The organism is Candidatus Avedoeria danica, assembly GCA_016703025.1.
Classification (GTDB): domain Bacteria; phylum Chloroflexota; class Anaerolineae; order Epilineales; family Epilineaceae; genus Avedoeria; species Avedoeria danica.
Genome location: JADJCV010000004.1, coordinates 1,297,622 through 1,318,335, shown reverse-complemented (window position 1 = coordinate 1,318,335; position 20,714 = coordinate 1,297,622). Strand labels below are relative to the sequence as shown.

Here is a 20,714-nt window from a genome sequence, read left to right as displayed (position 1 = left end):
ATGAAACAAGAAGGGCCGCCCCGTGAAATCGGGGCGGCCCTTCTTCGATGTCGGTGCGGCTGCCGGCCCGTTGTCCGTCACACCGGCCCGCAGAAGTCGCCGCCGATTCCGACCGCCACGGCCCGGGCGACGAGCTGGATGACAACGGTCGCCACGATCGGCGAGAGGTCGAGCGGGCCGGCCGCCGGCAGCAGGCGGCGGATGGGCTCGAGGATGGGGTCGGTCAACTGCCAAAGGAGACCCTTGAACGCGTTTGTCGGGAACGGTGTGGGGTCGACCCAGCCGTACAGCACGCGCACCAGGATGGCCAGCGTCATCAGCGAGCCGACGGCCTGAACGGCGTTGGCGATGGGGCACCAAATGTCCACGCTGGCCTATCCCTCCGCGGCAAAGAGGGCGCGCCCGAGGCGCACCTCCGTCGAGCCCTCGCCGATCGCCGCCTCGAAGTCGTCGCTCATGCCCATGGACAGCGTCGGCAGCGGCTGCGTAGGATAACGCTCCGACACCGCCTGACGCAACGTCCGCAGCAGCGCGAACGCCCTGCGCTGCTCGGCCTCGTCGCGCGTCAGCGGTGCGATGCCCATCAGCCCGTCGACGCGCAGATGGGGCAATGCGAATACCGCCCCGGCAGCCTCGGCCACCGCCTCGGGCGCGAAGCCGCTGCGTGCCGGATCGCGGGCGATGTTCACCTCGAGGAGCACCGGCAGCGTTCGTCCGGCCTCGCCGGCGAGTGCGCTCAGTCGATCGGCGAGCGGCACCGAGTGGATCGTGTCGACGCGGTCGAACACCGCCACGGCGCGCCGCGCCTTGTTCGATTGCAGATGGCCGATGAAGTGCCAGCACGGACGGGCCGCCGGCGCGTCGTCGGCGGCGCGAAGCGCAGCAACGTCGGCGATCCGCGCTTCGGCATCCGCGACCCGGTTCTCGCCGAAGTCCGCCACCCCGGCCGCCAGCGCCACGACGATCTGCGCGGCGCTGGCCGTCTTTGTCACGGCCAGCAACGACACGGAATCCGGATCGCGCCCGGCGCGCGCCGCGGCCGCGGCGATCCGGGCGCGCGCCGCGGCGACGCGGTCGGCAACGCGGTCGGCAACGCGGTCGGCGATGCGCGGGGCGCCGATGCCGTCGGCCGTGGTCACGGGCTCGGATCCAGTTGGAGGGAGTGCGCGCCGGCGGCATAGGTCCCGAGCGCCCCGTTCACCATCCGCCGCGAGCTCTCGCCGACGTACTCACGCGCCAGCTCGACGGCCTCGTTGATGACGACGCGCAGCGGGGCCGAGCCCGTCCCGAGCTCCCAGAGTGCGATCCGCAACACGTTGCGGTCGATCGGCGCCATCTGCGGCACCGGCCACTCGGGCGCGATCTGGGCGATCACCCCGTCGATCCTGCCCAGCGCGCGGCCGACGCCGTACACGATGCGCGCACCGTACACGACCTGTTGTCGGAACCCGACGAGCTTGGCATGCGCCTCGGCCACGGTTTCGACGCTCGTTCCGGTCGTGGACGCCAAGGCGCTGGCGGTTGCGTCGGACAACGTGTCCGACCAGCCGTCCGGCGGGTCACCAAAGTCCGACGCTGCCCCGGCGGCCTCGGCCAGGCTTGCACGCGCGGCCGGGTGGGCAAGCGCGGCGACGAGGGACTTCGGGACGCGGTCGCCCAGCGTGCCGAGCACGTCCTCGAGCACGGCCAGCGCCCGGTGCTGGACGACGAGGTCGAGTGGGTGTGTGCTCTGATCGAGCTCGTACAGACACTCCAGCGCCAGCCGTCGGGCGCGGCGGCGGCCCTTCACGACGTGCGCATGGGGACGCGCCGTCGGGCGGGGCACGTCATGGCAGCGGGCATCGGGCAATCGATCGGCTTCACAGCGACATGCCGCCGTCGACGCGCAGCACTTGGCCGGTCATGAACGCCGCGTCGTCCGACGCCAGGAACGCGACCGCGCCGGCAACGTCGTCCACGGTGCCGAGCCGGCCGAGCGACGTGTGGGCGACGGCTTGTGTCAGCGCCGACTCGGGCAGATCGGCCGTCAGGTCGGTTGGGATGAACCCGGGCGCCACGGCGTTGGCGGTGATCCCGCGGCTGCCGACCTCCTTGGCCAAGCTCTTGATGAAGCCGACGAGGCCGGCCTTGGCGGCCGCGTAGTTCGTCTGCCCGGCGTTGCCGTCGAGGCCCGAGATCGAAGTCATGCCGATGATCCGACCCGAGCGCTGGCGCATCATCGGCTTGATTGCAGCGCGGGCAAGGGCGAACGCGCTCGTCAGGTTCGTGGCGATCACGGCGTCCCAGTCATCGTCCTTCATCCGCATGAGCAAACCGTCGCGCGTGATGCCGGCGTTCAAGACCAGGATGTCCAATCGCCCGAACGCCTCGCTGACGGCCTCGACGAGCCCGGCGGCGGCTGCCCGGTCCGCCACGTCGCCGCCGAAGGCGCGCGCCGTGCCGCCGGCCGCGGCAATGTGCTCGACGACCGCGGCGGCTTCGTCGACGCGGGTGCGGTAGTGGACGGCCACCGCCGCGCCGTCGCGCGCCAAGCGCTGGGCCACGGCGCGGCCGATGCCGCGCGAGCTGCCGGTGACGAGCGCGACGCGCCCCGAGAGAGCAGTCATGCGGAGGACTCCTGTTGGCCGTGCACCGCACGGCCGACTACGCGGTCGGCGGCTCGCCGAGCGCGTGCACGGTTATGGCGGCGTCGGGAAAGCCGCGCGCCGTTCGTTTCACAAGCCCGCCGAGCACGGTGCCGGGGCCGATCTCATAGAAGGTCGTGACGCCGGCGACCAGCATCGCCTCGATGCCCGCGGTCCATCGCACGGCGTGCGTCAACTGGTCCCGCATCTCCGCACGCACCTCGGCGCTCGCAGTGATCGGGCGCGACGAGACGTTCGCCATCACCGGAACGTCGGCATCGGCGACGGGCACGGCATCGACCAGGGCGCCGAACGCGGATGCGGCTTCGGCCATCAGATGCGAGTGCGCTGCGACGGTGATCCGGATCGGGACGATCCGCTTGGCGCCGGCCTGGGTCAGTGCCGCACAAGCCGCTTCGACACCATCGACCGTGCCGGAGATGACGACCTGACCCGGCGCATTGTAGTTGCCGACCATCACGCCTTCGATCGCCGCGCAGGCAGCTTCGACGATCGCGTCCTCGAGTCCGAGGATGGCCGCCATCCCGCCCGGGTGGGTCGTCCCCGCATCGCGCATGAGCGCCGACCGTGCGCCCACCAACGACAGCGCGTCCGCAAAGCGCAGCGCACCGGCTGCCACGAGCGCTGCGTACTCGCCCACGCTGTGGCCGGCCACGAACGCCGGCGGCGCGAGGTCGTCGGCCACGGCACGCAGCGCTGCGACGGACGCGACGAGCAGGGCGGGCTGCTGTCGCGATGTCTCTTCGAGCTGATCGATCGGACCCTCGGCCATGAGGCTGAGCAGATCCGCGCCGAGCACGTCCGACGCCTCGTCCAGCGCAGCGCGCGCCAACGGCGACCGGGCCGCCCATGCCTGGCCCATGCCGACGTAGTGGGATCCCTGCCCGGGAAACAGCCAGGCGGTGCTCATCGCCGATCCGGCGCGCGAACGGGCCCGCGGATCGGCCTTATGCCTCTTCGACCGCGCCGATGTACCGCACGCCGCGGAAGCTGCCGCAGGTCTGGCAGACCACGTGCGGCATCATCAACGCGTCGCATGTCTCGCACGGGACGAGGTTGAGCTTGAAGAGCTTGTAGTGCGTTCGGCGCAAGCGCCGGCGGCGCGGTCCGATACGGCTCTTTGGAGCGGCGCCCATCGTCTGACTCCTTCAACGGTTCGTTTCACCCGCACCGTTCGGTGATGCGAGCATAGCACGCAAGGCGTCCCATCGTGGGTCGGTGGGTGCCTCGCAGCTACAGCGCCCCTCGTTCTGATCGTGTCCGCATGTCGGGCAAAGGCCAAGACAGTCGGCGCGACACAGTGGATGGAGCGGGATGTTCAGCAGCATGTTCTGTTCGATCACCGCGGACAGGTCCAACACGTGATGTGCATCGATCTCCGTGGCCGGCTCGTCCTCCTCGTCCGGATCCGTGAGGATCGGCGGCCCCTCCGGCAGCTGGATCGTCGGCCGAAAGTGCTCAACGAGCTCGAAGTCGACGGCCACCGTTGTCGGCGCGAGGCAACGGGCGCACTCCATCTCCACCTTGGTCGACAGGTGTCCCTGAACGAGGACGCCGGCGTGGTCGCGCACGAATCGAAGCCGGCCCGAAACCGGCGCAACGAGCGTCGCGGAGGCGTCGGACAGTTCGAACGGCTCGGCCAAATCGACGAATCGGGACGCGCCCGTCGGCCGCATGAGCAGATCGGCCACGATGTACCGCATGTCAAGACCTTTCCAGGTGACCCTGGATTCACAACCGCCGGAGTCTAACCCGGGGCAGGAGGGCAGTCAAGATATCGCGCGCCGGCGCCGGCGCCGGTGCGGTGCGTGGCCCCGACTCCGTTCAGCCGCTCGCCTCGGAAGGGACGACGACCGGCTCGGGCGGACGCAGGCCATCGGGACCGGGCTCGACACGGCCGCCGACCTGCAGATGGCGGATCCCGTTTTGCACGGTGCGTCCGAAGCCTTCGAGCTGTGTGGCGATGCGTTGCAGCACTTCGAGCGCATAAGCGTCGGCATCGGATCGGATCGCGCTCGCTTCCTCGATGGCCGAAGCGATGATCTCCTCGGCCTGCGCCTGCGCCTTGAGCCGGACGGCATGCTCGGCCGTCAGCGTGTCCGCCTTCTCACCGGCCGCCTGGATCATCGCCTCGACCTGTCCCTGCGCCGCGCCGAGCCGAGCCTCGCGCTCGGCCTCGATCTGGCGGGCGTTCTTGATCTCTTGCGGCACGCTGATCCGCATCTGATCGACGAGTCGCAGGTACTCGCCCTCATCGATGATCACCCGTGAGGTGTAAGGGATGCGCGCCGAGCGGTCGAGCAATTCCTCGAGCCGGTCGATCAGGTAGTCGATGTCGATCGTGCACCTCCTTCACCGCTGGGCCGGCGCGTCACGACCCGTCGAGCGGGCCGGCGCACGGCATCACCGGGCAGCATACCCGTCCCCCGCCTCGACGGCAAGCAGGCCCGCGTTTCGCTTGGCCATCAGCGCCGCCTGGACGCCCGGCGGGACGAGGCTGCTGACGTCGCCGCCCATCCGCGCCACCTCGCGCACGATCGAGGCGCTCACATAGGCATGAGCCGGATCGCTGATCAGAAGCATCGTCTCGATGGACGGCGCCAGGTGCCGGTTCATCATCGCCATCTTGCGCTCGAACTCGAAGTCGTCCGCCACGCGCAGCCCGCGGACGATCACGCCGGCCCCCTGGCCGCGCGCGAACTCGATGGACAGCCCGGCGAAGGACGTCACCTCGGCGCCGGGGATGTGCCCCACCGCCTCCCGCACGAGCGCGACCCGCTCGGCGGTCGTGAACAGCGGCGACTTGGCGCTGCCGTCCGGATGGGCGTACACGCCGAGCACGAGCCGCGGGAACACCCGCGCCGCCCGCTCGGCGATCGCGACGTGGCCGCGGGTGACGGGATCGAACGTCGCCGGGAAGACCGCGGCGCTGTAGTCGGTGCGCCGGTCATCTGGGCTGTGCTCACCGGTTGTCGGGCTCATCGGGACCTCCGTCGGCACACGTGTTTCCAGCGAAAGGCGCCCACGCCCACAAGGGCATTGGAACCGCATTATGCACGGTCGGCCCCCGCAGTGAACGCCGCCACCGCCTTCGACAGCGCGGCGTGCGCACGTTCGCCGAGCGCCGGGTCGCGGGCGATGATCGCTTCGGACACACGGGCCGCCTGCGCCAGCGGCGCCGGGTCGCCGACGAGGCGGGCGAAACGGAACCGGTCGACGATGCCGGCCTGCTGCGTCCCAAAGTAGTCCCCCGGGCCGCGGAGCTGCAGGTCGCGCTCCGCCAAGGCAAGGCCGTCCGATGTGGCGGCGACGGCCTGCAGCCGCTCCGCCGCACCGCGCGACGGGTCGGCGGCCAGCAGCAGGCAGAAGCTCTCGGCTTGGCCGCGGCCGACGCGCCCGCGCAGCTGGTGCAGCTGCGCCAGCCCGAACCGGTCGGCGCCGTCGATCAGCATGACCGTCGCGTTCGGCACGTCGATGCCGACCTCGATGACGGTGGTGGCCACCAGGATGCGGATCTCGCCGGCGTGGAACGCGCGCATGACGGCGTCCTTCTCGGCCGGCCGCATCCGCCCGTGCAGGAGCCCGAGCGCCACATCATGGAACACGCCGCCCTGCAGCCGTTCGAACAGCGTCGTCGCCGCCGGGGAGTCGATCGTCTCGCTCTCCTCGACGAGCGGGCAGACGACGAACGCCTGCTCGCCGAGCTCGACGCGCTGGCGGAGGAAGCCGTACGCCCTGGCCCGCTCGTCCGGCTTGAGCCAGAGCGTCCGTATCGGCTGCCGGCCCGGCGGCAGGGTATCGATCACGCTCTGTTCCAGGTCGGCGTTCAGGACGTGGGCCAGCGTGCGCGGGATCGGGGTGGCGGTCATGATCAGCACGTGCGGCGCGGGCCCACCGGGTGCCGCGGCCAGCGTCGACCGCTGGAGCACCCCGAACCGGTGCTGCTCGTCGATCACGGACAAGCCGAGCCGCGCGAACTGCACGGTTGCCTGGATCAGCGCGTGCGTGCCGAACACGACGTCGATCGACCCGTCGGCCAGCCCGGCGGCAACGGCCGCCTTCTCCGCCGGCTTCATGCCGCCGACGAGCCGCGCGTAGCGCTTCGGCGCGGCGCCCGACGGTGTTTCGCCGGAGGTCGGGTCGAACGGGGCGAACCCGATCGCCTCGAGCAGGCGCCCGAGGCCGCGGTGGTGCTGATCGGCCAGAATCTCGGTCGGCGCCATCACCGCCGCCTGGAGGCCGGCGCCGGCGCAAAGGGCCACTGCGGCGCCCGCGACTGCGGTCTTGCCGCTGCCGACGTCGCCTTGCAGGAGGCGGTTCATCGGCGTCGGGCGGCAGAGGTCGCCCGTGATCTCGGCCACACAGCGCGCCTGCGCCTCGGTCAACGTGAACGACAGCGCCGCCACGAAGCGCTGCAGCAAGTCCCGACCGCCCGAAAGGTCGACACCGGGCAGCTTCGAGCGTTCCAACCGGCGCCGACGCGCCCACAGCTGCAGCGTCAGGAGCTCGTCGAAGGCCAAGCGGGCGCGGGCGCGTTCGTACGCGCCTCGGTCGGCCGCCCGGTGAAGGTTCCAGACGGCCTCCGCCCGGCCCATCAGGCCCTCCGCGGCGCGCACCTCTTCCGGCAGCGCATCGCCGACGCCCGGCGCGAACGTGTCGGCGGCGTCGGCGATCACGCGGCGCAGTGTGCGCTGGCCGAGGCCGGCGACGAGTGGGTAGATGGGCACGAGCCGCCCGGTGTGTGTGCCGGCGCCGGCCAGCGGCTCCCACTCCGGGCTCGTGAGCCCGACCCGGCCGCCGATGGCCGCGGCCTGCCCGCTGGCCACGATCGCCCGGCCGACGGCCAGCGTCTTGGCCAGGTAAGGCTGGTTGAAGAACGTCAGCCCGATCCGGCCGCTGTCGTCGGCGATCACCACCGTCAGGATGTCGCGGACCGCCTTCCCGGGCGCGCGCCGCACCTCGACGACCCGGCCGGCGACCGTCACGTCGTCGCCCGGCCGGACGCGGGCGATGGGCACGCGCACGCTGAAGTCCTGGTGGCGCAGCGGCGCGTGGAACAGCACGTCGCGCACCGTCCGCAGCTCGAGCCGCGCCAGGTCGCGGGCCAGCTTGGGGCCGACCCCGGCGAGAGCCGTGACGGGCTCGTCCAGGCGCGGGTCGTCATCGGGGTGCGGCGCGAAGGATGGGCGGCGGACCGTCGCTGCCGGTGAATGCTGCGTCGCCGGCGTCGGCGGCGGTACGGCCGGTGGCGCGTCTCCGAAGACAGCCTGGACGCGCTCGATCCGTGCAGCGCGGTCGGAAGGTGTGAGATGGGCGTAGCCGCCGAGCGTTGCGACGACGGTCGCCAGCGTTTCCGTCGGCAGCGCGGGCGCGGCCGCCGATCGCCAATGTTCGACGTACGCCTCGAGCCCGCCGATCACGGCGTGATCGCGGCAGCCCTGGGCCGCCTCGAGGGCGAGGATGCGGGTCAACTGGAGCGCGGCGGGGTGCATGGCCGGTGGTTCGGGGCGATTCGGGGCGGGGCGGTCCGGTATGATAGCGCCGGCACCGGGAGGATGCTGTGGACGTCGTGTTGGCCCTCGGGGGTGGTGGGGTGAAGTGTTTCGCGCAGCTCGGCGCGCTGCAGGCGTTCGAGCGCGCCGGCCTGCGCGTGCGGGCGGTGGCGGCCACGAGCGCCGGCGGGCTGGTCGGCGCCGGGTTCGCGGCCGGCCACGGCGTGCCGCGCCTGATCGAGGAATTGGCGGCGACGCAGCTGTCCGCCCGCTTCCGGCGCGCCCGGCGCGGCGAGGCCCTGCTGGATGCGCGCGCCGCGCACCACGTGATTCACACGCTCGTCGGCTTGCGGACGTTCGCGGAGCTGGACGTGCCGCTGGCGCTGACCACGGTCGACCTCGATTCCGGCGCGCGGCACGTCCTGCACGCGGGCGCCGTCGCGCCGGCGCTGCGGGCCGCGATCGCCATCCCGGGGCTCTTTCCGCCCGAGACGCTGCACGGCAAGCGGCTGATCGACGGCGGCGCGATCGATCCGGTGCCGGTGCGCGCCGCGCGCCGGCTCGCGCCGGGCCTGCCCGTCGTGGCCGTCGTGCTGACGCCCCGCCCGGCCGGCACCGCGCGGCACCCCGCGGCTGCCCGCCTCGACGGCCTGCCCGCGGCGCGCCTGTTCCGGCGACTCCGCTTCGTGCGCGCGTTCGAGGTCTTCGTCCGGGCGGCCGACATCAGCCATCGCGCCCTGCTGGAAAGCCGACTGACGCTCGATCAGCCCGAGATCATCATCCGCCCGAACGTGGCGCATCTCGATCTCTTCGGTCGTGTGGATGCGCTGGCCGTTGTGGCGGAAGGAGAGCGGGCCGCTGCCGCCGTGCTGCGGGACGAACTCCAGGACGTGCAGCGTCGCGGCGTGCGCGTCGACTGGGGCGGTGACGTGCGAGGACGGCGCGCGACGAACCTCGATCGGCTGGGACGACGCGCGTCACACCGCCTGGTCGAGCCCTGCGGCGGCGGCGCGCCGCAAGCGGGCGATCGCTTCGGCCACCGGCACGCCCGCGCTGTAGACGGCCGATCCGGCGACGCACTGCCGCGCCCCGGCGGCCACGGCGGCGCCGATCGTAGTCGCGTCGATCCCGCCGTCGACCTGCACCACCGTCGCCAGGCCGCGCTCTCGGGCGAGCCGGTGCAGGCGCGCGATCTTGGGCAGGCACAGTCGGATGAACCGCTGCCCGCCGAACCCGGGATTCACCGTCATGACGAGCGCGACGTCGACGATCTCGAGGACGTCCTCGATCGCCGCGGTCGGCGTGGCCGGGTTGACGGCGGCGCCGGCGAGCGCGCCGCGGGCGCGGATCGCTTCCAGTGCCCGATGGAGGTGGGGCGTCGCCTCGGTGTGGACGGTCAGGACGTCGGCGCCGGCGTCCACGAAGGCATCGATATAGCGTTCGGGCGCGGTGATCATCAGGTGGACGTCCAGTCGGATCGTCCCGAGCGCCTTCAGGGCGGCGACGACCGGCAGGCCGACCGAGATGTTCGGCACGAAGACGCCGTCCATCACGTCCACCTGGACGGTCCGAATGCCGGCGGCGCGCACGGCGTCGATGTCGTCGGCGAGGTGCGCGAAGTCGGCGGAGAGGATCGAGGGCAGGATCTCGACGGCGTCGGGGGCGACGGCGGCCCGGGCAGCGGCATCATCGAGCGCGCGCGACTGGCTCACAGCGCGCTTGCCTCGACGACCGACGGACGCGGGATCGTGCGGCCCATCTGGCCCTCGGCGGCGCGCGAGCGGAGCTGGCCGCAGCCGGCGCTGATCTCGATGCCGCGCCGCATCCGGAGCGTCGTCGGGATGCCGGCGTCCTGCAGGACGTTTTGGAAGCGGACGGCGTCGTCGTAGCGGCTCGGCTGGAGGTCGCTGCCGGGCGTCGGGTTCAGCGGGATGAGGTTGACGTGGCCGCGCAGGCCCTTCAGCTTCAGGGCCAGGAGCGCCGCATCGGCGGACGCGTCGTTCACGCCGTGGATGAGCACGACCTCGAACGTGATCCGGCGATGGCCGGCGGCTTGGTAGGTGCGGCAGGCGTCGAGGATAGCTTGAAGCGGGTACGTCTCGTTGACCGCGACGAGGCGGCCGCGCAGCGCATCGTCGGCGGCGTGGATGGAGACCGCCAGGCGAACCGGCAGTCGCTCGGCGGCCAAGCGCAGGATGCCGGGGACGATGCCGACCGTCGAGATCGTCAGCCGGCGCGGGCTCAGGCCGAGGCCCTCCGGATCGACGAACGTCTGGACGGCGCCCCATGTGGCCTCCCAGTTCGCCAGCGGCTCGCCCATGCCCATGAAGACGATGTTGCCGATCCGCTCGCCGTCGGCCGCCGCCAGCCGCGCGCAGTGGATGACCTGCGCCACGCACTCGCCGCGGGTGAGGTTGCGCATGAGGCCCATCTGGCCGGTGGCGCAGAAGACGCAGCCCATGGCGCAGCCGGCCTGGGTGGAGAGGCAGACGGTGTGGCGGCCGGGAGGCAGGGCGCGGGTGGGGGACGGTGCGGTCGCGGGCTCGCTCGCGACCTCGGACGAATCCACCGACGAATCCGGCTCCGCGTCATCGGCCGGGTCGACATAATGCATGAGGACGGTCTCGATCAGCTGGCCGTCGCTCAGCCGAAACAGGAACTTGTCGGCCATCCCGTCCTCGCTCGTGGTCTGCGCCACGGTCTCCAGAACGCCGATCCGGGCGACGTCGTCGAGCTGCGACCGCAGCTCGGCCGGCAGGTCGGTCATCGACTCGAACGATGTCGCGAGGCCGCGGTAGAGCCAGCGGCGGATCTGCCGGGCACGGTAGGGCGGGGCACCGAGGCGGGCGACGAGGTCGGTGAGGTCGGCGGGGGCCAGGTCGTAGACGTCGATCCGCGGGTCGGTGGTGGGCGCGACGGAGGGTGGGGCGGGCGCGGGGGCAACGTCGGAGTGCGTCGGGCGGGTGGGGCGGGGCATGGGGCGATTATAGGCGGACGCTACCGCCCACGCCCCAACCACGGCAACGCCAACCGGACCACCGGGCTCCCGAGGTCGACCGGCCGCCGCCACACCGCCACCGTCCGGTGCCGCCCCTCGGCCGCCACACTCGCCGTGAGCGCGACGGCTTCGGCGAGCGACCAGCCGCGGCGGCCCGCTGTTGCCGGGATGGCCCACGCACCGCTCGCGTCGGCCGTGATGGACAACGTGCGGGATGGCTGGTGCCAGCCGAGGTCGGGATCGAGGTCGACGACGGCGGTGACGGTGGCGTCCGGCGGCGCTGTGCCGGCGATGTCGCCGCCGCGCCCGACGTCGAAGCCGAACGGCTGGACGGTCAGCAACGTGGACTGGGCACCGGATACGAGCGTGACGCGATCTCCGGGCCGCAGCGTCGGCGTGCCCGCACCGCTGCCGATCTCCATCCGCCACCGCCCACCCGCGTCCGCGCGCACCTCTCCCGCGCCGCGCGGGCGCCCGGCGGCGTCCGTCACGCCCGCCGTCACGACTGCCTCGGCGTCCGCCTCGCCTGCCAGCCACGGCGTGTCGACGTGCGCGTCGGCGCGCAGCTCGCGGCCGCGGGCGATGGCGGCGTGGCCGCCGGGAAGCGGGAGCGTGAGGTTGAGTTCGGCTTCTTCAAGCGCCCAAAAGCCGGCGGTCATCTCACCGCCGTGCTGCCATCGGAAGTGGCCGTTTGTGTTGGCGGCAGTATTCTGAACGCCGTGGGCGAGCCAGAAGTCGATGGGCGCCGGCTGACATTCGGCACGCGACGAGAACGCGACCGCGACGACGGAGTCCGGCACTGTGTCACCTTCAACGATCTGGTCGGCCCAGTCCATCGTCCAGGTGAGCGGTGGAATTTCGAGGGACGTCGCGACAACCGCAGCCGCGTGACCGTTGCGTATCGTTACGACGTCCCCAGGCCGTGTGGCGTCGGGTCGGCCGTCCGCGCGAACGAGGTCCACTGCCACACCGCCGGCTGCGCTGATCCTGGCGGTGCCCACGGCCACGACGCTTCCGTCGCGCTCGAGCGCAGCGGTCACAGGCGCCGCGGAATCGCCCAGCACGCAGACCCGGTGGCCGTTGATCGGCACTTCGAAGCGGGGAACGATCCGACGCCGCAGTATGCGGTGGCCCGATGCGAGCCAGAGGGCGGCCACAACGCTCCGGCCGCCGGCCAACGTGCCAACAGGTGTGGCATCGACCTCCAATCGCCCGTCGGACGGTACGACGACGGACATCGCTCGTGACGCACCGATGTACCGTTGGCCGATGACGTGCACTTCAGTGCTGCCCATCGACAGCTCGAGGCGAGTCGATGGCAGCGTCGTGGCGGTGATGCGGTTGGCGGTCACATCCAGCTGCAGATCAAGCTGCGGAACTACGATCTCCTGTGCAAATACTCCGCCGCGCGGGTCGGGCACCGCCACCGTCACGCCGTCGCCGGCCGCGAGCGGGTTCGCCGGGGCATCCGCCGGCTCGGCCGCGCCACCCGGCACCCGCGCGCTGAACGCGCCTTCCGGATCGGATCGCCCAACCGTCGTGTGGACGCGGCCGGCGTGCGCGCGGCTGACCGTCACGGCGACACCGGCCGAGACACGGCCCTCGACCCGACCGCGGTCGAGGTCAAGCGTCAGGCCCGGCGCGGCGATGGCGCGATGGAACCGGTGCGGCGGTACCGCCGCGAAACAGGCGGCGCCGCGGGTGGCGCTGACGGCGGTGCCGGCGCTGGCGCGCGCGTCGAGCAGCCAGACGCCCTTGGCATCGACCGTCGCCGTCATCGCGCTACCCACCGGCCACCGGTCGTCCGCCAGCGTGCAGATGACGCTCGACCCTGGGCGCGATCGCCCGACGATGATGCCGTCCGCAGCGTGGATCACGCCGCCCAGAGGCGGAATCGGCACCGTGACGCCGTCGCTACGGAACGTGACCCGCAACTGGTCGCCGTCGATCGGCTGGACGCCCGCGCGCTGCTCGTCGCCGACGACGGCCTGCCAGTTGGGCTCGGCCGACCAGCCGCTAAACCACGCCCACGGCTCGGCGACGCGGTCGGCGCGACGCCCGACGCGCTGACCGGCGGCATCCAGCAGCGCCACGTCCGGTCTGGACCAGGGCGGTCCGACGCCCTCCGCGGCCCCGCTGTCCAGGTCGTAGTCCACCCGAATTGGCGCCCAGCCGGCGGTCAACGCGTGTCCGCTCGCCAACACGACGGTGGCGCTGCCGTAATCGCCGGCCGCGAGCGGACGCCCGAGCCCAAGGGACTCCGCACCGGCCTCCCAGCGGCCGTCGAAGCCGGCGACGGCCGTCGTGCCGACGTTCACGGTCAGCCCGTCGATCCAGGCGCCATTGTCCTCCCAGCCGAGGGCGATGTCGCGCCCGTCCGTGCCGGACAGCAACACGCGGGCGCCCGGCGGCGCCGTCCCCGTCAATCCGTCGCCGCTGATCGCCACGGCCACGCTGATGTCGTCGACCGGAACGACCACGGGGTCGCCGTCGTCGAACGCCACCTCGACTCGCGTGCCCGGCGCGGCGACGACGGGCGGACCGGGATTGCCAGCGGCGTCCGCCACGCCGTCGAGCTGCGCGATCCAGGCGCTGCCGCCGAGCGCGTCGACGCGCCCGGTGCCGAGGAGGATGCCGTTACCGGCGCGCAGCGTCACCGTGATGTCGCTGCCGTAGTAATCCTGTCCAAGCCCCATGACGAACGGCGAGCCAACGGCCACGCGGACGTGCCGCCGCGTGAGGAAGTGCGCCACGCTGATCGGCCCCTCGCGCTCGACGACGAGCGCCCGCCAGCCGGGGTCGAGTGGGGCCGGCAGCGTGGCCGTGAAGACGCCGTTCGCGTCGGCAGCGGTGGCTGCGACGTGCTGCAGGCCGAGCGGACCGGCAACACGCACGTCGACGTCCCTTCCCGGGCCGGCGCGGCCACGAACGGGTCCGTTGACCGGCGCAGCGTCGAACGCGAGGTCGACGTCGCCGGCGACGAACCGTTGTGCCGCAGCGACCGGATCGTCGGATTGCGGGGCAAGCGGCGTGAACGAGACTACCGTCCCCGGCGGCACCCGCTCGAACGCGCCGATCGTGCTCATCCGCGGCGCGAACCCGGGCAGGATCGCGCCGCCGCGCTCGTCGAACGCGAGCAGCGACCAGCCCCAAACGTCGCTGTGCCTCGTGAAGCGCAGCGGCGGTTCGCCCGGCACGGCGACCTCTACAGCCAGCCGGGTCCCGTTCGTCGCCTGGACTGCGACGAGAGATCGGCCGAGCACGCGGCCGACGATGATCGTGGGCGGGGCTACGCCCATGACATAACGATTGCCGAACGCGTCCCGTTGCTCGATGACCGCGCTGTCGCCAGGCCGGAGGGCGGTCGCTGTTGCGCCAAGGTCGACGGACCAGGTGCCGTTCGCATCCGCCGTGACCGCGAAGCGTTCAGTGGCACTGCGGAAGCGCTCCCACCAGTAGTCTTCGCGGTCGGCGTACGGCCAGAGCGCATCGACGCCGGTGAGCGATCCGCGGATCACGGCGAGGGAGGTTACAGTTCCCGGCGTCAAGAGCCCGAACACACGCTCGCCATCCGGCGAGACCTCACCGTCGAGGACTGGGGCCACACCCGTGAACACGGTGTCGCCTGACCGCACGACGATCGTGTCGCCGGCGACGATGCGCGGAAAGTCGGCGGCGGCAGGGTCGACCGGTCGGCCGTCGGGGCGGAGGACGAAGTGAACGAACAGGCTGCTGCCGTAGAAGCACTCGACCACGGCGAGCGCCTTGATGCCGGATGCATCGCGCAACTCGGCGCTCTGAACGGTGTCGCTCCCGCACCGCAGCGGGTGATCGAGCGAGACGTAGGCGTGCGGTGTGCCGACGAAAACGGTCATCGTGGGCGGGACGGCGGCGGCCACGGCGGCGTCGGCGTCGGCGAAGTCGCCTGACTGGGCCACGGCGGCCGCAACGGGGGTTTGGCTTGAGGGGTGGACGGCGCGCGGGCCGACGACGGCGAGCGTCAGCAGCGTGCCGGCCAGCGTGAGCGCGGCGACAACCCGTCGGAAACGCGCGGGGGCGATGTTCGGCCGGGTACGCACTCGGCGGAGTCCGGACATCGACGAAGGGGATCGGGGAAGCATCTTGCGAGATGGTAGGCGCGTCGACGCGCCGCCGCAACGGGCGACGCCCCGCGACAGGGGGCCGGCGGATCGTTCGGCGCGGTCTCGCCATCGTAGTCCATGTGCCAATCGGCCCGCGCCGCCGCCCCTCACCAGCCGTTCATCCGCCGCCGAATCCCGGATGGTATAGTTGCCCGACCGACCGCTGGACCCCCACTGAACGATGTTCGTCGCAACCCGGTTACAGCATCGCGACAACGCAACCCAGACGCCGACGGCCCCCACCGCCGACGAGAGAGATGGAGCAACGAATGGACATCGCCACCCTCGCCGCCCGCGTGGCGGACAACGTCGAGCACGTGATCATGGGCAAGCGGCCGGAGGTCGAGCGGCTGCTCGTGGCCGTCCTGTGCCGCGGCCACGTGCTCATCGAGGACGTGCCGGGCGTCGGCAAGACGACGCTGGCCAAAGGCGTGGCGCGCAGCCTCGGGTGCAGCTTCAGCCGCATCCAGTGCACGCCGGACCTCCTGCCGAGCGACATCACCGGCATCTCGATCTTCAACCAGCAGTCCAGCACGTTCGAGTACCGCGCCGGGCCCATCGTCGCGCAGATCGTGCTGGCCGACGAGATCAACCGCGCCACGCCCAAGACGCAGTCGGCGCTGCTCGAAGCGATGGAGGAGCGGCAGGTGACGGTCGACGGCGTGACGCGGGCGCTGCCCGAGCCGTTCATCGTCCTGGCCACACAGAACCCGATCGAATACGAGGGCACCTTCCCCTTGCCGGAGGCGCAGCTCGACCGCTTCCTCCTCCGGCTGCGGCTCGGCTATCCGGACGCGACGGCCGAGCTCGCGATGGTCGAGAGCCAGCGCGGCGGCCATCCGATCGAGCAGCTGGCGCAGGTCGTTTCGACGGCCGAGCTGATCGCGGCGCAGAAGGCGCTGCAGGACGTCTACGTCGACCCGCTCATCAAGCAGTACGTCCTCGACCTCGTCACCGCCACCCGCGCGCACCCGGACATCTACCTCGGCGCGAGCCCGCGCGGCACGCTGGCGCTCATGCGCACCAGCCAGGCCACCGCCGCCATCCTCGGGCGCGCGTTCGTCGTGCCGGACGACGTGAAGGCGATGAGCGCGGCCGTGCTCGGGCATCGGATCATCGTCAGCCCGTCCGCCCGCATTCGCCACGTCGAGGCCGAGGCGATCGTCGCCGAGATCGTCGGCGCGGCGACGGTGCCGGGCGCCGCCGTCCGCGCTCGCGCCTAGGCGGCGCTGCGTGCTCGGCTATGCGCTGCTCGGCCTCGGCCTCGTCGTCGGCCTGATCGGCATCGCGACCGGCAGCCCGCTGCTCATGCGGGTGTGCTACATCCTGCTCGCGGCCGTCGGCGTGGCGCGGTTCATCACGTGGGGCAGCGTGCGATGGATCGGCATCAGCCGGACCACGCGCGCCCGCCGGGCCGAGGTCGGCGGCTACTGTGAAGAGGTCTTCCGGCTGACGAACCGAGGCTGGCTGCCGAAACTCTGGATCGAGGTGCGGGACGAGAGCGATCTGCCCGGCCACCGTGCCAGCCGCGTCGTGAGCACGCTGCCGCCGGGCGTCATGCGCACCTGGACGGTCCGCACGATGTGCGTGCGCCGCGGGCAGTTCACGCTCGGCCCGGTGACGCTCATCGGGGGCGACCCGCTCGGGCTGTTCCAGGCGGTGCGGCACCTGGACGCCACGCAGAGCTTCACCGTCTACCCGCGCACTGTCCCGCTGGACGCCGTCGACCTCCCGACCGGCTACCTGACCGGCGGCCAGGTGATCCGGCGCCGCGCCCAGTTCGCCACCACCAACGTGCGGTCCGTGCGCGCCTACCAGCCCGGCGACGCGCTCAGCCGCATCCATTGGCCCACGACGGCGCGCCGCAACCAACTCTTCACGAAGGAGTTCGAGCTCGATCCGATCGCCGATTTCTGGATCGTCCTCGACCTCGACCGCGACGTCCACGTGGGCGATGTGCCGTCCGACGGTCCGGACCTGGCCGATTGGGTTCTGCGCGACGAACTCCTTCCGCCGACGACGGAGGAGTACGCCGTCTCGGCCGCCGCCAGCCTTGCCCGCCACTTCCTGGACGGCGGCCGGTCCGTCGGGCTCGTGGCGTACGGCCAACGGCGGGTGGTCCACCGCCCGGACCGCGGCGAGCGGCAGCTCCACAAGATTCTCTCGAGCCTGGCCGTGCTGCGCGCGACGGGCCGAACCGGTCTCTCGCAGGTCCTGTCCACCGAGAACGCCGAGTTCACGCGCCACACGACCGTCGTCGTGATCACGCCCGCGATGACGCTGCGCTGGACCGAGAACGCCCGCACGCTGGCGATGCGCGGCGTGCGCACGCTGGCCGTGCTCGTCGAGCCGAGCACGTTCGGCGCGGCGGGCTCGAGCCTCGGCATCGTGGCCGAGCTGGCGGCGATGAACGTGCCGACTCGGTTGTTGAAGAACGGGTCGGACATGGCGGGGGAGTTGAGCGGCCGGCTGTAAGGTCATGGCTGTAGGGGCATGCTCGGTGTGGACGACCGCCGCCGGTGATTTCGCCTCCGGACGGCCGGCGGACACCATGCCATCGATGTCCCCTCCTGCGCGGCTTCGCCGTCCGACTTGCCGCGCCCCCGACCCTCCCTGATATACTCGTCCCCCGCCCGCTGCCCGATATGGAGTGCCATCCGTGTCGAACGAACCCGACCGCAACCTCGCCCTCGACCTCGTCCGCGTGACCGAGGCGGCCGCCCTTGCCGCCTCGCGGCACATGGGGCGGGGCGACAAGGAGGCCGGCGACCAGGCCGCCGTCGACGCGATGCGCCTGCTGCTGCGCACGATTCAGATGGATGGCGTCGTCGTGATCGGTGAGGGCGAGAAGGACGAGGCGCCGATGCTCTACAACGGCGAGTCCGTCGGCACGGGCAGCGGACCGCAGGTGGACGTCGCCGTCGACCCGGTGGACGGCACGCGGCTGTTGGCCATGGGGCGCTCGAACGCGCTGTCCGTCGTCGCCGTGAGCGAGCGGGGCGCGATGTACAACCCGGGTCCGATCGTCTATATGGACAAGATCGCCGTCGGCCCCGCAGCCGCCGGCGCGATCGACATCACGGCGTCCGTGGAAAAGAACCTGCGCGCCATCGCCCGCGCGTACCGCAAGGACCTCGACGACCTGACGGTCGTCGTCCTGGACCGGCCGCGTCACGCCGACCTCGTCGCCCGGATCCGCGCCACGGGCGCCCGGATCCGGTTCATCACGGACGGCGACGTGGCGGGCGCGATCATGGCGGCGGTGGACGGGACGGGCGTCGACGTGCTCATGGGCGTCGGGGGCACGCCGGAGGGGATCATCGCCGCGTGCGCCCTGAAGTGCATCGGCGGCGCCATCCAGGGCCGGATGATCCCGCGCGACGACGCGGAACGGGCGCGCGCCGTCGCCGCCGGAATGGACGTTGACCGCGTCCTGACGACGGACGACCTCGTGGCCGGCGACAACGTCTTCTTCGCTGCCACCGGAATCACGGACGGCGAGCTGCTGAAGGGCGTCCAGCTCTTCGGGCATGGCGCCGCCACGTACTCCGTGGTCATGCGCAGCCTGTCGGGGACGGTTCGGCGGATCGAGAGCCAGCACCGCTGGGACAAGCTGATGGTCATCAGCCAGGTGGACTACGACGGCACGAACAGCGCGATGCGCTGAGCCAAGCGAGCGCATCGAGCCGGGCCCACCGACGTGGGTGCGGCCCACCACCGCGACGGGGACCGCCCCCGCGTCGCCGCACCGGAGCACCGCCGCGTGGAGATCGCCGAACTGGATGGGATGACCGTTGATGCGCTGCGCGCCGTCGCACGCGAGCACGAAGTGCACGGCGCGGAGCACCTCAAGAAGACCGACCTCATCTTCGGCATCCTCAAGGCCGAGACGGAGAGCCGCGGCCAGCTCTTCGGCGGCGGTATCCTCGAGATCGTCCAGGACGGGATCGGCTTCCTGCGGGCTCACAATCTGAAGCCCGGGCCGGAGGACGTGTACGTCTCGCAGACCCAGATCCGCCGGTTCGGTCTCCGGACGGGTGACCTCGTCATCGGCGAGGTGCGGGCGCCGAAGGACAATGAGAAGTTCCAGGGCTTGCTCCGGGTGGACGCGATCAACGGCGAGCCGCCCGCGAAGGCGCTGGATCGACCTCGCTTCGAGGAGCTCACGGCCATCTTCCCGACCGTGCGACTTGGCCTCGAGACCACGCCGAACATCACCGCCACGCGCCTGATCGACCTGCTGTCCCCGATCGGCCGCGGGCAGCGCGGGCTGATCGTCTCGCCGGCCAAGACCGGCAAGACGACGATCCTCAAGCAGATCGCGAACGGCGTGAGCGCCAACCACCCCGACGTGTCGCTCATGGTCGTCCTGATCGGCGAGCGGCCCGAAGAGGTGACGGACATGGACCGCTCCGTCGATGCCGAGGTCTACAGCTCGACGTTCGACGAGCCCGTGACGGATCACGTGCGCGTCGCCGAGATGTCCCTCCAGCGCGGCAAGCGCCTGGTCGAGCACGGCAAGTCCGTCGTCATCCTCCTCGACTCCATCACCCGCCTGGCGCGGGCGTACAACCTCGTCGTGCCGCAGAGCGGGCGTACGCTCTCCGGCGGCCTCGACCCGGCCGCGCTCTACCCGCCCAAGCGCTTCTTCGGCGCCGCGCGCAACACCGAGGAAGGCGGCAGCCTGACGATCATCGCCACGTGCCTCGTGGACACCGGCAGCCGGATGGACGATTCGATCTACGAGGAATTCAAGGGCACGGGCAACATGGAGCTCGTCCTGTCGCGCCGGCTGGCCGAGCGGCGGATCTACCCGGCGTTGGACATCGAGCGCTCGAGCACGCGGCGCGAGGAGCTCCTCCTGCCCGCCGACACGCTGGCCCGCGTCTGGCTGATGCGCCGGATGATCGACATGATCGGCGGCGGCAACGAGGGCGCCGAGGCGATCATCGATCGGCTGCAGCGCACGAAATCGAACGAGGAATTCCTCAGCACGATCCACCAGGACTTGGCCTGACGCGACGGTTTGTTAAGGAAACCGTCGGCCAGATCGACGGTTGCGCGGCGGTGAAAGCACCGGATTTCGGCCCCAATTCACTTGACTTGCCCGTGTCGGGCCGATACCCTTCGGCCCGGTCGGGTCGCTGCCTACGAGCTTCCGACCGCTCGGACGACCGGACTTCGGTCGCCCCGGCGCCGCGGTTGTGGATCGCGCCGGTTCCTCCCTTTGGCCCGCGCCGCTCTCGTCATCGCTCCCCGGTTGCGCGCCCCTGGGCATGCACAGCGAGAAGACCTTTGTTTGCGGATCTGCCAGATGGCCGACGCCGCGCCGCCGCTGAAGCGGCCGCGGGCGACGGGCGCGCGGAAGTGCCTACCGGCCAGCGCAGTACGCCAGGTATGTGGATGACCCGACTTCGATCGCGCGCGCAGGACACAG

Annotated in this window: 17 protein-coding genes and 1 pseudogene; 5 read left to right on the top strand and 13 right to left on the bottom strand. The window is 71.7% G+C overall.

Translation table 11 applies throughout. The features are described 5' to 3' along the window. Window positions 1–77: 77 nt before the first annotated feature. From IPG72_08795 to recG, 10 genes are all read right to left on the bottom strand, one after another. Complete coding sequence (locus tag IPG72_08795; protein ID MBK6769092.1) at window positions 78–368, bottom strand: YggT family protein; 291 nt, start codon at window positions 366–368, stop codon at window positions 78–80. A 6-nt stretch (window positions 369–374) separates the two neighbouring features. Further along, entirely contained in the window at window positions 375–1,106 is a 732-nt protein-coding gene (locus IPG72_08790) for a YggS family pyridoxal phosphate-dependent enzyme (GenBank protein MBK6769091.1), read from the bottom strand. 29 nt (window positions 1,107–1,135) lie between these two features. Then, window positions 1,136–1,789 carry a transcription antitermination protein NusB gene (locus IPG72_08785; protein MBK6769090.1) on the bottom strand — a complete coding sequence of 218 codons (654 nt, stop codon included), beginning with the start codon at window positions 1,787–1,789 and terminating at the stop codon, window positions 1,136–1,138. 70 nt (window positions 1,790–1,859) lie between these two features. After that, window positions 1,860–2,606 (bottom strand): 3-oxoacyl-[acyl-carrier-protein] reductase, encoded by a 747-nt coding sequence (gene fabG / locus IPG72_08780; protein ID MBK6769089.1) that lies wholly within the window; start codon window positions 2,604–2,606, stop codon window positions 1,860–1,862. 37 nt (window positions 2,607–2,643) lie between these two features. Next, a complete protein-coding gene (fabD, locus tag IPG72_08775) occupies window positions 2,644–3,555 on the bottom strand; it encodes an ACP S-malonyltransferase (protein MBK6769088.1) in 912 nt (303 codons plus the stop codon). A gap of 37 nt (window positions 3,556–3,592) precedes the next feature. Then, entirely contained in the window at window positions 3,593–3,781 is a 189-nt protein-coding gene (gene rpmF, locus IPG72_08770; protein ID MBK6769087.1) for a 50S ribosomal protein L32, read from the bottom strand. Between the two features lie 12 nt (window positions 3,782–3,793). Next, a complete protein-coding gene (locus IPG72_08765; protein MBK6769086.1) occupies window positions 3,794–4,348 on the bottom strand; it encodes a DUF177 domain-containing protein in 555 nt (184 codons plus the stop codon). Window positions 4,349–4,469: 121 nt separating this feature from the next. Continuing rightward, window positions 4,470–4,949 (bottom strand): hypothetical protein, encoded by a 480-nt coding sequence (locus IPG72_08760; protein ID MBK6769085.1) that lies wholly within the window; start codon window positions 4,947–4,949, stop codon window positions 4,470–4,472. 99 nt (window positions 4,950–5,048) lie between these two features. Continuing rightward, a complete protein-coding gene (gene coaD / locus IPG72_08755; protein ID MBK6769084.1) occupies window positions 5,049–5,627 on the bottom strand; it encodes a pantetheine-phosphate adenylyltransferase in 579 nt (192 codons plus the stop codon). A 68-nt stretch (window positions 5,628–5,695) separates the two neighbouring features. Next, window positions 5,696–8,137: an ATP-dependent DNA helicase RecG gene (recG, locus tag IPG72_08750; GenBank protein ID MBK6769083.1), complete on the bottom strand. Its 2,442-nt coding sequence runs from the start codon at window positions 8,135–8,137 to the stop codon at window positions 5,696–5,698. A 68-nt stretch (window positions 8,138–8,205) separates the two neighbouring features. On the opposite strand from recG, the pseudogene IPG72_08745 reads away from it, so the two are divergent. Next, window positions 8,206–8,691, top strand: a pseudogene (locus IPG72_08745) (patatin-like phospholipase family protein). A 423-nt stretch (window positions 8,692–9,114) separates the two neighbouring features. Here IPG72_08745 and rpe read toward each other — a convergent pair. From rpe to IPG72_08730, 3 genes are all read right to left on the bottom strand, one after another. Then, window positions 9,115–9,849, bottom strand: coding sequence for a ribulose-phosphate 3-epimerase (gene rpe / locus IPG72_08740; GenBank protein MBK6769082.1), 735 nt, complete (start codon window positions 9,847–9,849; stop codon window positions 9,115–9,117). Further along, window positions 9,846–11,030, bottom strand: coding sequence for a 23S rRNA (adenine(2503)-C(2))-methyltransferase RlmN (gene rlmN, locus IPG72_08735; protein ID MBK6769081.1), 1,185 nt, complete (start codon window positions 11,028–11,030; stop codon window positions 9,846–9,848). Before rlmN ends, rpe begins: the two co-directional genes overlap by 4 nt. Window positions 11,031–11,134: 104 nt before the next feature. Next, window positions 11,135–15,214 carry a hypothetical protein gene (locus IPG72_08730; protein MBK6769080.1) on the bottom strand — a complete coding sequence of 1,360 codons (4,080 nt, stop codon included), beginning with the start codon at window positions 15,212–15,214 and terminating at the stop codon, window positions 11,135–11,137. Window positions 15,215–15,546: 332 nt separating this feature from the next. Between IPG72_08730 and IPG72_08725 the strand changes: the two genes are divergently transcribed. The 4 genes from IPG72_08725 to rho all read left to right on the top strand — a co-directional run bounded on the left by IPG72_08725 (window position 15,547) and on the right by rho (window position 20,294). After that, a complete protein-coding gene (locus tag IPG72_08725) occupies window positions 15,547–16,500 on the top strand; it encodes an AAA family ATPase (GenBank protein MBK6769079.1) in 954 nt (317 codons plus the stop codon). 10 nt (window positions 16,501–16,510) lie between these two features. Then, on the top strand, window positions 16,511–17,752 hold the full coding sequence (locus IPG72_08720) for a DUF58 domain-containing protein (GenBank protein MBK6769078.1): 1,242 nt from the start codon (window positions 16,511–16,513) through the stop codon (window positions 17,750–17,752). Between the two features lie 175 nt (window positions 17,753–17,927). Further along, window positions 17,928–18,944 (top strand): class II fructose-bisphosphatase, encoded by a 1,017-nt coding sequence (gene glpX / locus IPG72_08715; protein ID MBK6769077.1) that lies wholly within the window; start codon window positions 17,928–17,930, stop codon window positions 18,942–18,944. Window positions 18,945–19,040: 96 nt separating this feature from the next. After that, window positions 19,041–20,294: a transcription termination factor Rho gene (rho, locus tag IPG72_08710; protein ID MBK6769076.1), complete on the top strand. Its 1,254-nt coding sequence runs from the start codon at window positions 19,041–19,043 to the stop codon at window positions 20,292–20,294. The last annotated feature ends 420 nt before the right edge of the window (window positions 20,295–20,714 follow it).

Coding starts and splice junctions, on each gene's coding strand:
- fabG (MBK6769089.1), bottom strand. CDS start 2,606: ATGACTGCTCTCTCGGGGCGCGTCGCGCTCGTCACCGGCAGCTCGCGC.
- fabD (MBK6769088.1), bottom strand. CDS start 3,555: ATGAGCACCGCCTGGCTGTTTCCCGGGCAGGGATCCCACTACGTCGGC.
- rpmF (MBK6769087.1), bottom strand. CDS start 3,781: ATGGGCGCCGCTCCAAAGAGCCGTATCGGACCGCGCCGCCGGCGCTTG.
- IPG72_08765 (MBK6769086.1), bottom strand. CDS start 4,348: ATGCGGTACATCGTGGCCGATCTGCTCATGCGGCCGACGGGCGCGTCC.
- coaD (MBK6769084.1), bottom strand. CDS start 5,627: ATGAGCCCGACAACCGGTGAGCACAGCCCAGATGACCGGCGCACCGAC.
- recG (MBK6769083.1), bottom strand. CDS start 8,137: ATGCACCCCGCCGCGCTCCAGTTGACCCGCATCCTCGCCCTCGAGGCG.
- IPG72_08725 (MBK6769079.1), top strand. CDS start 15,547: ATGGACATCGCCACCCTCGCCGCCCGCGTGGCGGACAACGTCGAGCAC.